The following is a 13,083-nucleotide window of genomic DNA, read 5'->3' on the forward strand; positions in this document are numbered from 1 at the left end:
GGTTGATGAATGCTCAACGGATGGCAGCATACCGAGGACCGGGGGTCCTGCCAGGGACGGGGACAGCCAGTGACCAGAGACATCTGGCCGTTCGTCGCGGCGCGCGGGCCCGGGGCGGGAGTCCGGCGCGGTGGCCCGGGGCGCTCACCCGGCGCCGCGGTGGACCGGAGTCGGTCGGCCGCGGGGCAGAGCCGGTGCGGGGAGGCCGCTCGAATTGCCGACCGCACCTGCTGCGCCCCGCGCGGTCGGCCGCCCAGCGACGGTGGCCACCGTCCGGAATCCGCCGGAATTCCGGAGCCATCGCAGTCACCCGTTCGATGGCTGCAGCAGAAGTTCTAGCACATACCTTCCGTCCTGTACTGGCACTTCGGGCGGTCGGGTGCAGTGGCCGGCCGGCTACGGCAGTTCGGTGATGCTGTCGACCCGGTCCGGGTAGAAGGCGACATGGTCCTTGATCTCGGCGACGGCCGGGTACGGGGACTCGTAGACCCAGACGGCGTCGACCGAGCGGTCACCGCCGACCGGGATGCTGTAGTAGCCGGCCTCGCCCTTGAAGGGGCAGTAGCTGGCCGTGTCGCTGGGCTCCAGCAGGGCGAGGTCCACGTCGGCGCGCGGGATGTACTGCACGGCGGGGTACTGTGCCTCGCGCAGGGTCAGCGCGTCGCGGGTGTCGGCGACGGTGCGGCCGGCGACCGTGACCACGACCCTGGCCGGGTTGGCCGTGACGGTGATCGGATGGCTTGCGCTGGGCTGCAGGACGGGGCGGTCGGTCATGGCTGGGCTTCTCTCTCGCGGAGGTGGCGTGCGGACCGGTGGCGACCGGACGGCCTGTGGCGGCCGGACGTTACTACCGATCAACGCTCCTTCCCGGCGCATGCTTCCCGGCGACCGGCGACCGGCGACCGGCGACCGGCGACCGGCGACCGGCACCCGGCGACCGGCACCCGGCGCGGCGGGGTGGCGCTGCCGCTGCGGTCGGCGAGGATGGGGGCATGGACTCCCAGACGGTGATACGCACGCGCCGGGCCCTGCACGCGGTGGCGGAGACGCTGCTGGCCGGTCCGCAGTACCGGGCCAGTGGCACGATCAGGTTGCAGGCCTGCCCGGGCGGGTTCGCCACCCGGTCCGAGCCCTGGCTGCGGGTGGTCGGCGCCGAGCTGGTGGCGGCCGGCCGCTCCCTGCCGCTGCAGCGGACCAGCTGCGCCGGGCTCGCGGAGCAGATCGCGGTCGCGGCCGGCGCTCCGGCCGGGCTGTACCCGGATGGGTCGGGGGTCGGCAGCGAGGAGTCACTCGACGTCGATCCGGCCGCCGCCGAGTGGCTGGCCCGCTGCTTCGCCGTTGGCGACGCCGCACTGCGCGGGACCTTCCCGGGCTCGGACCCGGTGATCTGGCCCGAGCACTTCGACATCGCGGTGACCGTCGACGCGGCGAACTACGGCGTCTCACCGGGCGACGGCTTCCAGGCGGAGCCCTACGCCTACGTCGGCCCGCACGAGCAGCGCCAGGGCGAGTTCTGGAACGCACCCTTCGGCGCCGCGCGGACCCTCCGCGAACTGGGCGGTGTCGGCGCCGTGGGCGACTTCTTCGGCCAGGGCCGGCGCCTGCTGGGCGAAGACGCCTGAAGCCTGGCCGCCGCCTCAGCCGCGCCCGGTCCGCACTGACCTCAGGTGCTGCAGGGCCGAGCGGGCGGCCCCGGCCCCGCACATGCCGTGCACCCCGGCCCCCGGGGGCGTGGCCGCGGAGCACAGGAACACCCCGGGAACCCCGGTGCGGTACGGGTCCAGGGCGGGCCGTGGGCGGAAGGCCAGCTGCCAGGCGGTGTTGGCCCCGGTGAGGATGTCACCGCCGACGTAGTTGGGGTTGTAGGCGGCCATCTCGTCCACCCGGCGGGACACCCGGCCGACGATCCGCCGGCGCGTTCCGGGGGCGAAGCGCTCGATCTGGTCGAGCACCGCCTCGGTGGCGTCGCCCTGCCAGCCGTTGGGGACGTGCGCATAGGCCCAGACGGGGTGGATGTCGCCGGCCGAGCGTGACGGGTCGGCCAGGTACTGCTGGGCGACCAGCACGAACGGGCGGTCGGGCATCCGCCCTGCCGCAGTCAGCCGCTCGGACCTGGAGACCTCCTCGACGGTGCCGCCCAGGTGGACGGTGGCCGCCCGGCGGCAGGCGTCGTTGCGCCAGGGGATGCCGTCCCGCACCGCGAGGTCCACCTTGAACGCGCCGGGTCCGTGCCGCCACCGGGCGTAGCCGCGGCGGACCCGGGGCGGCATGCGGTCGCCGCAGATGGCCGCGGCGGCCCGGGGCGCGACGTCCAGCAGGACCAGGGCCGAGGGCGGCAGTTCGGCCAGTGAGCCGACCCAGGTCCCGGTCTCGATCGTGCCGCCGAGTTCGAGCAGGCGGGCGGCCAGTGCGTCGGTGATGGCGCGCGATCCTCCCCGGGCCACCGGCCAGCCGCGCTGGTGCCCGGCGGCGACGAGCATCAGCCCCAGTGCCGCGCTGCCCAGGGTGTGCAGTGGGCGCAGGGCGTGTGCCGCGACCCCGGCGAACAGGGCCTTGGCCTCGGGGGTCACCCAGGAGCGGGCCAGCAGGGCCGCCGGCAGGGCGGCGAGGGCCCCGAAGCGTGCGGTGGCCCAGGGGTGCGCGGGGCGGTGCAGCAGCGGGCGCATCAGGTCGTCGGCGATCTCGTCGAAGCGCTGGGTGAGCGGTCCGAAGACCCGCCGCCACGCGGCCGCGTCCGGCCCGAGGCCGGCCGCGGTCCGCTCCAGGGAGCGGTGCAGCACCGCCACGCCTCCGCCGTCCAGCGGATGGGCCAGTTCGATCTCGGCCCAGAGCCATTCCAGTCCGTGGCGCTCCAGGCCGAGGGTGCGCAGGAAGGGCGAGCCGACGGCCATCGGGTGGATGGCGGCGCAGTGGTCGTGGAGCACCCCGGGAACCGTCAACTCGCTGCTGCGGGTGCCGCCGCCGATGGTGTCGGCACCCTCCAGCACGGTGACGGACACCCCTTCCTGGGCCAGGGCGACGGCCGCGGCCAGCCCGTTGGGCCCGGAGCCGACCACGATCGCGTCGTCAGCCATGGGTACGGAACCAGCGCAGGTACGCCGCGTCGGGGGAGCCCAGGCCGGTGGCCTCGTCGTAGCCGGGGGCGGCCGGCAGGCCGTAGTCCTGGCCCAGGGTGTAGAGGATGTAGCGCAGGTCTCCCGCGGCGGCGCCCATGTCGCGGACCGCGGTGAGCGGGCCGGGACCGGCTGCGGCGGGGTGCTCGGTCACGTCGTGGAAGACCCCGGCCCGGTCCAGCGAGTACAGCAGGGGGTTGGCGAAGCCGAAGGAGTGCCCGGTCTCCTGCTCGGCATCGGCCTGGACGGCCGCGAAACCGGGGGTCGCCGCGGACGTACCGCCGTAGCCGACGGTCCCGAACGTACCGTCAACTGTGTAGCCCACCAGGACCGGTAGGGCCGAGTCGCCCTCCAGGGAGACGTCCGGGGTGATCCGGTGCGCGGTCGCGCCCGAACCGGCGAGGGCGGCCGGCACCCGGGTCCGCTGGTACCAGGGCTGGGGGAAGTCGCTGGGGCCGCCTCCGCCGCCGTAGGTGAAGACTCCGGGGATCGGGGCCCAGGCTCCGGTGCCGTCGGGGCGGATGGAGAGGCTGTCGCCCATGCTCGTCTCCCAGGCGTAGCCGCCTCGGGAGTCGGTGGCCAGTGTGGTGCCGCCCACCGAGGTGACCCAGGGCGAGCCGCTGGGGAAGTCGGCCTGCGCCTGGGTGGTCTGCGGATCGCAGTTGAGCGCGGTCTGCGCCGCGCTGGGCGAGGAGTCGCCGCAGTCCCCGGCCGCGAAGTAGACCCCGATGCCCTCGGCGGCCGCCTGCTGGAACAGCATGTTCCAGGCGGCGACCAGGCCGGGGGTGAGATGTCCGGGCTGGGAGTGGATGATCTCGGCCCAGGAGTTGGAGATGAGGTCGGCCGAACGGGAGTCAATGACCGACGCCTCGGCCGCCATCAGATCGCTGTCCAGGCAGGAGTCGGCGCCGACGTAGAGCACCGAGGCGTCCGGTGCGTAGCCGTGCGCCATCTCGATGTCGAGGGCCTGCTCACCGGCCCAGGACGCGGGCGGGGCGCAGTTGGAGCTGACGTTCCAGCCGGCCGGGTCGACCTGCTGCCGGTACTGCCCGGGGCGGAACGGCCGGTCGCCGGTGCCGACGGCGAACTGGTCGGCGTCGGCGGGCATGGTGGCCGAGCCGTAGGCGTCGACGATGGCGATGGTCCGCCCCCGGCCGGTGGCGCCGGGAGTTCCGACGCTGTAGGCCTTGCGCAGCTGGGCCGGGGTGTAGGGGCAGGTCGCGTAGGGGACGGTGCGGCCGTAGGCGGGTGGCAGGGTGGTGGCCTGCTGCTGGCCGAGGTAGGTCGAGCAGACGGGGTCGTCGCCGGGCGTGGGCGTTGGCGCCGTCGTGGGCGCCGTCGTGGGCGTGGGCGTGGAGGCGGGGGCCGGGGAGGCTGGGGTGGCGGGGGCGGATGCGGGGTTGGCCGCGGCCGGTGCCGACAGTCCGTCGACGGCGACCACGTCGGCCGATACGGCGGCGGGAACGCTGGCGTCCTGCACGGGAGCCTGCAGCGGTCCCCAGGCGGTGCCGTAGCGGTGGATGCTGGTGCCCAGCGCCCGGTCCATCGCCGCCTCCGGGCCGCTGACCTGGAGGTAGTGCAGGGTGTCGGCGGTCACCCGCAGGCCGGACGAGGTGAGCCAGCGGACCGCCGACCGGCGCTGCGCGGCGGTGAGTCCGAAGCGCTGCTGGTACTGGGCCGGGGAGAGGAAGTGCCGGTAGTCCGGGCTCCCCGGGGTGGTGACGGACTGCAGGAAGGCGGTGAGGGCGACAGGAGCCCGCGAGCCCAGGTAGACCCGGGCGGTCAGGGTCTGCGCCGCGGGTACCGCACCGAGGTCCTGGCGGCTCGTGGCGTAGTCGGGGTGCGAACCCTGGAGCACGGTCCGGGGCGTGGCCGGGACGGCCTGGTCGGTGGCGGTCCGGGCCTGGACGGGGCTGCCGGCAGCGATGACGGAGCCGAGGGCCGTTGCGGCGACGGCTATGTGACGGAGTCTCACGGGAGATGGCTTTCTGGGCAGGGCGAACCGCCCGGCGGCGGCAGGCAGGCGGGAAGGAAGGCAGGAACGGGGTTGGTGGAAAAGGGTGTTGACGGTTGATCAGGTTCGGACGGTGCGGCCCCGGTGGAGGCTGCCCTGTACGTCCACGAAGTCGAGGTCCAGGCCGACACCGTCGCGTTCGGCGTGGATGTGGAGGTGGGGCTCGGTAGTGTTGCCGGAGTTGCCGACCTCGCCCAGCAGGTCGCCGGCGCGGACGGACTGGCCCTGGGCCACCGCGACGGTGCCGGGGCGCAGATGGGCGAGCTTGACGGTCTCGGTACCCGTGTCGATGAAGACGTGGTTGCCGTAGACCGGCCCGTACCGGATCACACCCGGGACCTGGTCCTCGACGCCGTCGACCGCGGAGACGACCCGACCGTCGCAGGGGGCGTACACCCTGGCCCCGTAGGCGAGGTAGGAGCCGAGGCTGCCGGCGGACCCCCGCCGGCTGCCGGTGGCACCGACCTTGACGAGGTCCAGGGCGCCGCGCTGCTCCGGCACCTGGAAGTGGTGGTTGAGCAGACGTCCGCCGCCCTGGCCGACGTACCAGGCCCCGCGCAGCGGGAACCAGGCCTGTGCGGTCACGGCGGTGCCCCAGCGGTGGCGGCGGGACCGGAGCAGCGCCCCGGCCGTCAGGCCCAGCATCGCCACCCCGACGACCACGTCGAAGGTGCCGTTGCCGACCCGCAGGTGGGGCAGGCGCCAGGCCGATCCGAGCGCGACGAGCGCGCCCGCCTCGACGGGGCGGCGGACCCACCAGGGCTCCTCGGTGATGGAGGAGAAGCCCTCCAGGAGCAGGTAGCCCGACGCGACCACGAGCAGCGACCCGATCCATCCGGTGACGCTCCCGGCGCCCCAGCACAGGGCGATCCAGTAGCAGCACAGGGCGACCCAGACGGCCGTGGCAAGTCGGCGGCGCCACCACCCGCCGGGCCCGTATCCCTCCGCACCCCGGGCGATCAGCAGGTCCTCCAGCGTTCCGGCCTGATCGATCTTCGCCCAGGCCAGGACCTCTCCGCGGGGTCCGGCGACGAGCAGTCCCCGGGGCGAGTCCCGCACCTCGTCGATGCCGCCCAGCCGCTCCCGGGTGGCGTCCACGATCCGGCGCAGCAGGTCGTGGCCGCTGGACTCCACGGCCCGGGGCGCGAGTTCGGGCCATCGGTCCGGGTCGGCGGTCAGGAACGCTTGCAGTGCGGCGATCTCGGCGCGGCGGTCAGGCCTGGTGGGCACGGTCCTCCTCCTTCGAGGCCGAGGCCGGTGCCGGTGCTGGTGCCGAAGCGTGCTCCGCTCCGGCCAGGGAGAGCGCCGCCCCGGCCGGGAACTCCGCCAGTGGCGGCCGCAGCCGGTCCAGCACGCCCTGCTTCAGCCGCACCGCACGCAGGTACAGCGACCGGTAGTCCTCGTCGCGCAGACAGGTGCAGTCGGCGCCGATCATCAGTAGTCCGAAGCAGACCAGGCCCATGCAGACCATGATCCCCAGGTGCATGGCCTCGATGGCGAGGGTGTTGGCCTTCCGCACCCACGCCCGGTTCGACAGTACGGCGAAGGGGAAACCCAGTTCGGTGAAGATGGTGAAGTAGCAGATCGCGGTGCCCAGGAACGCGCTGCTCATCACCTGGGCGTAGGTGGACGACATCTCGAACCCGGTGATCCGGCTGATGTAGTACATGGCCACGCCGTTCTGCCACACCGTTCCGGTGATCTTCCAGTAGCCGGCGGTGAAGTAGAGCACCGACGTCTGGAACACGATGAGGTAGGCGGCCAGATTGTGCAGCGCGGTACCGATCGTGGGCCCGCTCTGCCGGCGCATCAGCGCACGGCGCTGTTTGGCCCCCGGCGCGAAGTAGGCGTTGGAGACCGAGAAGACCATGAAGATGATCAGGATCTGGGCGAGGTTGTCCCCGCCCTCCAGCACGTCCTGGTTGCGGTAGTGCAGCGACCACATCAGCACGGCCTGGGCGACGGTCAGGGCGCGGCCGCCGAAGACCATGAACGCCAGGGAGACCAGGATCACCGCGTGGAAGAGCAGTTCGAACCAGATCTGCGAGTTGCTGACCAGGAAGAGCGAGAACCCCCAGTGCGGCAGCGCCTTGCCCGCGACCGCCGGTGAGTTGTAGGAGTGCGGCCCCCAGAGGAACTGCCTGCGGCTGTAGTCGGCCAGGCAGTAGAGGACGGTGGCGAGGCCGATGACGATGCGCAGCAGCGCGATGCCGACCAGGCGGCGTTCGCTGCGCGCCAGCCACAGCACCGCTGCATCGACCCGGCCCGTGAGCTGACCCATGACCCGCCTCACTGGGCCACCCCCGCGACGTAGGGCAGCCACGAGGTCTGCATCAGCGGCTCGATCGGCTCCTTGGGCGCGGGACTCTCGTAGCGCTGGGAGAACGGGATGATCGGCTGGGTCTTGAACGTCGCTCTCACCGCCACGATCCGGTCCTGCGGGAAGAGGCTCTCCGCCCGTGCGGACATGAAGCGCTGCATTTCCAGGAAGTCATTGGCGTAGGCCTGGTCCAGATCGGTCTGTGCCTGGGCACGTTGTGCGGCGGGGAGCTTCTTGATCTTCGTCGCCGCCTGGTCGTAGTGCTGCGCCCCCTCGTCGAAGGCGAGCATGATTCCGGGCAGCTTGGTCGGGTTGACCCGGAACCCCCGGGGCGCACGGTCGATGGCCCCCTCGATCTCGACCGGGGAGGTCTGGACGACCTGACCGGAAGGAAGCCGGACCTGTGCCTCCATGTACACAAGACTGTTGCTGTCACCGGGAGTCGGGCCGAAGAGCTGCCAGTCCTGCCAGAAGTACGGCTCCATGAACGCCACCGCGGTGGAGTCCACCCGGTTGCGGGCCGGCGAGGCCGGGGCGTTGTACACCAGGCAGGCGGCTGTGTAGAGGACCACCGGAACCAGTGCGAGGAGAGAGCCCAGACGTACCCGCATCGGAACTGCGGAGTCTCCGGGTAGGGTGGTTCGACTGCGTTGTCTACTGAAGAGATGTCTCATCTGACGGGAGATCACTTCCTGTGGCTCGTGGCCGCGCCCGGCGGCATTAGGGGCCGCCGGGCGCGGAACTGGGCTGCTACCTCACTGATTCCGGCAGCGGTTTCAGTTGGCGGCGTCGAACTGCGCGTCGCCGGGGATCGCCCCGTGCAGGGAGGCCGGCGCGGTGACCGGGCCGCCGCTGGACGACGACGAGGAGTCGGACGAGGACGAGGAGTCCACGGCGGCGGCCTTGACCGTCGCCTTCACCGCGACCTCGGTCGCCTTGACCACGGAGGCGGCCAGCACGCTCTGCGCGATGCTCGCCCAGAACTGGGGCTGGGCGCCCTTGCTGAGGACCGTGGCGGTGGCCAGCGACTGCGTCGCGGCGACCTTCTGCTGCGGCAGCGCGGCGGCGGAGGCGCTGGTGCCCACCGAGCCGACGATGCCGGCTGCGGCGACGGTCGCCACCAGTGCGCCGGCGATCAGCTTCTTCTTCATGCTGTTGCTCCTTGGATCTGTGAAGGGTCGTCCCACCTGTGCGCAGGCGGGACGGGGCCCGTGGCGGTTGCCACGGGAGTCGTGGGGCCCGGTGGCCGCGGCGAGCGGCCGGGTACCGGGAACTCGGTCGGGAGTGCTGAAGGGGTGCGTCGCCAGGGAGTTCGCCGTGCGCGGGCCGCGGCGCGGTCGATTGCCGGCGCACCGGCGGCGAGTTTCTTCCGCATAAATCCCACCCTGGTATTCGACGGACTCGGCGGGACCAGGGCACGGAGAATTCAAATTGCAGGCCGTATTCGCTCCGCTGATTTCCGGAGGAATGCCTTCCGGTGTGTGGGGACGAAGCGCTGGGCTCCGGCTCCCTACTGCCCGTGCTAGCCGGGGGAGGCCGCGATATTACAGCGGTCAGAAATCCCCGTGCGGTTCCTGCTCATCCCCGTGCCCCCGTGACGATGGTGTTCGTCGATCCCGCCGCGATATCCGTCGGCGTTGGCTCGATTCTTGCACCGGCGCAGGCCCGCAGTGAAGTCAGTTGAGCAGAACTTGAGGTTTCCCCGGAAATCTTCCGTTTCGTCAATGCGCACACGAACCAATAGGTCAGGAAAAAGCACGGTGGGTCGATTTCACCGTTGTGCCGCCGCGAGTGCGACCAGGAGCGGGACCATGCGCTCGACCGGGACCTCGTAGTGTCCCCGTGACGACGAGTGCAGCCAGCCGGCCGCCGTCATCTGTCGCAGGTGGTGGTAGATCTGTCCGCTCGTCCCCATGTCCGCGACCTGGGCCAGCGAGTTGACGGTGCTGCGGCCGAGCAGGATCTCACGGAGCATCAGCAGGCGCACCGGGTTGCCGAGCGCGGAGAGGGCCTCGGCCGCGCTCGCGAGCTCGCTCGCCAGCAGGCTCTCCGTGCTGTAGCCGGCCTGCCACTCGTAGCGCTTGCCCGACGGGAGTTGGACGGCGCCGGTGAACAGCACCCCACCGCCGTCCAGTTCGGCCTCGGCCAGCTGCTTCTTCCAGGTGGACAGCGCCCAGAAGCCGTCCTGGGTCGGGGCCGCCGGCACTGCGGCGGGCTCGCTCCGGTCCAGCCTGGCCTCGAGGTCGGCAACGCGTCGCGTCAGGTCCGCGACGCGCTCCTCAAGGTCCATGGCGCAATAATACGTAACTACGGAATATTGGCAACACCGGAGCTGAGGGCGTGCAGCAGTGCCGCACGGGAACGGATGCCCAGCTTGCGGTAGATGTTGCCGAGATGGGTGTCCACGGTCCTGGCGCTGAGGAAGAGCTGTTCGGCGATCTCCTTGGTGCTCCTGCCCATGACGGCAAGTCGGGCGATCTCGCGCTCCCGATTGCTGAGGAGGGCAACGGCCGGGTTGGTGCTCAGGTTCGACAGCGTCACGACCGATCCGTCGGCGGGGTGGGGCGGCGTCAGCTCCGCCCGGGCCCTTGCCACCTCCTCCAGGATCCTCCGGGCGCCGCAGCCGCGGGAGACCTTCGCTGCCGAGTCCAGCCACTCCAGCGCCCGGCTCCTTCCGCCGGCCGTGTGCGCCGAGCGTGCCCCGGCCAGCAGGGTCAGTGCGTGTTCGACCGGCAGTCCGGCCCGGCGGAACGCCTCCGCGGCCTGGTGGAACAGTTCGGCCGCCGCGTCGTGGTCGCCCACCGCGGCGTGGAGCTCCGCCTGCGCCCTGCGGACGTGCTGCTGCTGCAGCGGCAGGCCCAGCTGCGTGGCGGTGGCCTCCGCCGCCACGGCCCAGCTGCGGGCAGCGTCGATGTCACCGCAGCGCAGCGCCGCGGTGGAGGCCAGCGCCAGGAGCGAGGCCCGCCAGGGCGGCAGTAACCCGCGCAGTCGCGGGCCGCCCGCCTCGGCGAGGGTGCGCAGGCAGTCCGCGGGATGTCCGCCGTAGAACTGGACGTAGGCCAGCAGCCCGACAGTGACGTTCGCGCGCAGGCCGCGCACGGCATGAGCGAGCGCGTGCCCCTCCTCCGCGATCTCGATCACTCGGCCCGTGTCCCGGCACGGCCGCGTCCACAGGAGCCCGGTCGCCCTCAGGGTCAGCGCGATGCCCGCGCCTTCGTCGGCCCCGATCATCCGGGCGAGCAGTTCCGCCTCGCGGGCCCGTCGGCCGAGCGCGTCCAGACGCCCCGTCAGCTGGTCGAGGTGGCACAGGGCCACCAACTGGTTGATTCTCAGGTACCGTCGGCTGCCGCCGGACGTGGCGTCCAGGCCCCGCTCCAGATGCCGGTAAGCGTCGTGGATGCGCTCGTGGAACAACTCCGAGCAGCCGAGCATCGCCAGCACCTCCGGCATGGAGGCGGCAGTGGCGTCCGGCAGGGCGTCCACCAGGCGCGCGCACTCGGTGATCTCCGGGGCGGCCTCGGGCAGCAGGCCGAGCTGGGTGTCGCCGAAGGCCGCCAGCGCCCGTAGATAGGGAGCCATGGGATCGGCGCCGGACGCGGCCTGGGCCGCTTCGCGCACCAGGTCACGCGCCTGGGCGTAGGCGTCCCGGAACATCTGCACCCGCCCGTGCGTGGTGATCAGTTCGGCGGCCGGGCCCGGCAGCGGAACCGGCAGCGGCCGGGGCAACAGGTCCAGGCCGGCGTGGACGACCGCGTCGGCCTCCTGGTAGCGACCCAGCAGGCGCTCCACCTCACCGCAGACGGCGTAGGCCCGCACCGCCAGGTCATCGGGCAGGTCGGACCGGTGCCGCAGCAGTTCGTGCGCCAGTGAGCGGGCCTCGCGCAGGTGGCCCACGGCGGTCAGAGCGCGGCAGCAGTCGAGCACCAGCACGGCCCGGGTGGCGCTGATCCCGGTCCCGGTCGGCAGATGCTCCAGCGCCAGGCCCAACCAGCGAGCGGCGGTGGCGGGCGCCTGCGCGGTGGCCTCCGCCGCGCCCTCGATCAGGCCCTGCAGAGCCGGGACACTGCCGGAACCCACCAGGTACTCGGCGTGCCGGGCACGCTGGACGGCCGGGGCCCGGCGCGCCGTGAGCAGCTCCAGCGCGGCGCTGTGGGCGCTGAGGCGCAGCGACGGCGAGGCGTGTTCCAGGACGACGTGGCCGAGTACCGGATGCCGGAAGGCGTAGCGACCGCCCCAGGGCAGCGGACGGATCAGGTCCGCCGCGGAGAGTTCGGTGAAGGCGCCGAGGGTTCGTTCGACCCCCAGTCCGGAGATCGCGGCCACCTCGGCCGGGAGGAAGGGATCACCGAGGACGGCTGCGACCTCCGCCGTAGTGGCGGCGACCGTGCTGAGGGCGGTGAACTCGGTGAGGAGGGGAGCCGCCGCACGCCGCAGGCCGTCGCGGTCCGGGCCCGCACTCAGTGGCCACTCGTCCGGATCCCATCGCGCGGCGGCGAGGATCTGGAGCAGCCGTGGATTGCCGCCGGACGCGGCGTGCAGCTGCTCGGCGTAGGCCCCCTGGTTCATCGGCTCCCAGGAGGGCCGCCGTGCTGCGGGAAGGTCGTTCCGGGGTGCCGTGCCCGGGAAGGGGGTGTTGGTCCTGGCCCGCCAGAGGCCGAGCAGGGTGGACGTGGCCTGGGTGTCCAGGGGCGACGGAGTCAGCCGGATGACGTCACCGGTCTCGGCGCCGCGCTCCAGTGCGTCCGTCAGCAGGGCGCCGGTCTGCCTGGGACGGTGGGCCAGGGCCATTGCGAAGGGGCCCGACGGGGGTCTGCGCAGCAGCTGCGCGACCGCCCTGGCGGACTGCTCGTCGCACAGGTGGACGTCGTCGAGCAGCAGCACGCCGCCCTGGTCGGCGGCCCAACTGCCCAGGAGGCTGCGGAGGTCGGGTTCCACCGGTGGACCGGTGTGCGACGCCGCGGGGCGCCGGCCCTCCAGGGCGGCCAGCAGTTCGCCGACGACCTGGCCGTGTTCCGTCGTACCGTGCACTGCGTGGACCCGTAGCACCCGTGCCCCGGCGGCGACCGCCTGCTGGGCCAGCTGTCCGAGCAGGCTGGTCTTGCCGATCCCCGGCTCGCCGGTGATCTCCAGCACTCCGCCCCGACCGGTACTCATGCGTCGCACCAGCTCGGAGAGGCAGTGGAGCTCCGCGGGTCTGCCGACCAACTCGGCGCTGTTCTCCCATGCCGGATCTTCGAGAAGCAAGGAACTCCCTCTCTCCCAGCCGGCACACCCCCGCCGACGCACAGCCTGTGTATCACGCTGGAAGTGACCGATGCGCCTGAACGGCGTCCCCCGGTGGACTGGGAAGAAAGCGTTTCCGTACCGGTAGTTGACCAGCACCGAACTTTCGCTGGATAGCCTCTCCTCCAGCCGGACCTGTCACCCCGTCAGCTCCGTCTTCCGATCGAGGAGATCACCGTGCCTGAGACCATCGAGCCCACCATCGACTCCATCCTGAACCTGCAGATCCTCGAGAAGGACGTCAACGACGAGAGCAGCACACAGACCTGGACCTGCGTCAGCTACGCCAGCAATGTGCTCACCGCGTGAATAGCCGGAATTGGGCACCAGGGACGGCCTGGTGCCCAGTTCCG

The 13,083-nt window shown here is 72.2% G+C and carries 11 protein-coding genes; 2 read left to right on the forward strand and 9 right to left on the reverse strand.

Annotation, left to right across the window (positions count from 1 at the left end; all coding sequences use genetic code 11):
* Nucleotides 1-396: 396 nt before the first annotated feature.
* Entirely contained in the window at nucleotides 397-774 is a 378-nt protein-coding gene (locus tag ABUW04_RS33520) for a DUF427 domain-containing protein (protein ID WP_380568227.1), read from the reverse strand.
* Nucleotides 775-992: 218 nt separating this feature from the next.
* On the opposite strand from ABUW04_RS33520, the gene ABUW04_RS33525 reads away from it, so the two are divergent.
* The gene (locus ABUW04_RS33525) at nucleotides 993-1,622 is read left to right on the forward strand and encodes a hypothetical protein (protein ID WP_380568228.1); all 630 of its coding nucleotides are present in this window, start codon (nucleotides 993-995) and stop codon (nucleotides 1,620-1,622) included.
* A 15-nt stretch (nucleotides 1,623-1,637) separates the two neighbouring features.
* Here ABUW04_RS33525 and ABUW04_RS33530 read toward each other — a convergent pair whose 3' ends face one another.
* From ABUW04_RS33530 to ABUW04_RS33565, 8 genes are all read right to left on the reverse strand, one after another.
* Nucleotides 1,638-3,074, reverse strand: coding sequence for a phytoene desaturase family protein (locus tag ABUW04_RS33530; RefSeq protein ID WP_380568229.1), 1,437 nt, complete (start codon nucleotides 3,072-3,074; stop codon nucleotides 1,638-1,640).
* Nucleotides 3,067-5,088 (reverse strand): S53 family peptidase, encoded by a 2,022-nt coding sequence (locus tag ABUW04_RS33535; protein ID WP_380568230.1) that lies wholly within the window; start codon nucleotides 5,086-5,088, stop codon nucleotides 3,067-3,069. The genes ABUW04_RS33530 and ABUW04_RS33535 overlap by 8 nt, the downstream gene beginning before the upstream one ends.
* A 99-nt stretch (nucleotides 5,089-5,187) precedes the next feature.
* On the reverse strand, nucleotides 5,188-6,357 hold the full coding sequence (locus tag ABUW04_RS33540) for a M23 family metallopeptidase (RefSeq protein ID WP_380568231.1): 1,170 nt from the start codon (nucleotides 6,355-6,357) through the stop codon (nucleotides 5,188-5,190).
* A complete protein-coding gene (locus tag ABUW04_RS33545; protein ID WP_380568232.1) occupies nucleotides 6,341-7,408 on the reverse strand; it encodes a hypothetical protein in 1,068 nt (355 codons plus the stop codon). The genes ABUW04_RS33540 and ABUW04_RS33545 overlap by 17 nt, the downstream gene beginning before the upstream one ends.
* Nucleotides 7,409-7,416: 8 nt before the next feature.
* Nucleotides 7,417-8,019 (reverse strand): DUF5819 family protein, encoded by a 603-nt coding sequence (locus ABUW04_RS33550; RefSeq protein ID WP_157623850.1) that lies wholly within the window; start codon nucleotides 8,017-8,019, stop codon nucleotides 7,417-7,419.
* Between the two features lie 204 nt (nucleotides 8,020-8,223).
* Complete coding sequence (locus ABUW04_RS33555) at nucleotides 8,224-8,598, reverse strand: hypothetical protein (RefSeq protein ID WP_030257091.1); 375 nt, start codon at nucleotides 8,596-8,598, stop codon at nucleotides 8,224-8,226.
* 620 nt (nucleotides 8,599-9,218) lie between these two features.
* On the reverse strand, nucleotides 9,219-9,737 hold the full coding sequence (locus tag ABUW04_RS33560) for an ArsR family transcriptional regulator (protein WP_380568233.1): 519 nt from the start codon (nucleotides 9,735-9,737) through the stop codon (nucleotides 9,219-9,221).
* 17 nt (nucleotides 9,738-9,754) lie between these two features.
* A complete protein-coding gene (locus ABUW04_RS33565; protein ID WP_380568234.1) occupies nucleotides 9,755-12,733 on the reverse strand; it encodes a helix-turn-helix transcriptional regulator in 2,979 nt (992 codons plus the stop codon).
* A gap of 174 nt (nucleotides 12,734-12,907) precedes the next feature.
* Here ABUW04_RS33565 and ABUW04_RS33570 point away from each other — a divergent pair, with 174 nt between their 5' ends.
* Entirely contained in the window at nucleotides 12,908-13,039 is a 132-nt protein-coding gene (locus tag ABUW04_RS33570) for a hypothetical protein (RefSeq protein WP_269665015.1), read from the forward strand.
* The last annotated feature ends 44 nt before the right edge of the window (nucleotides 13,040-13,083 follow it).

It is taken from the genome of Streptacidiphilus jeojiensis, assembly GCF_042510965.1.
Taxonomy (GTDB): domain Bacteria; phylum Actinomycetota; class Actinomycetes; order Streptomycetales; family Streptomycetaceae; genus Streptacidiphilus; species Streptacidiphilus jeojiensis.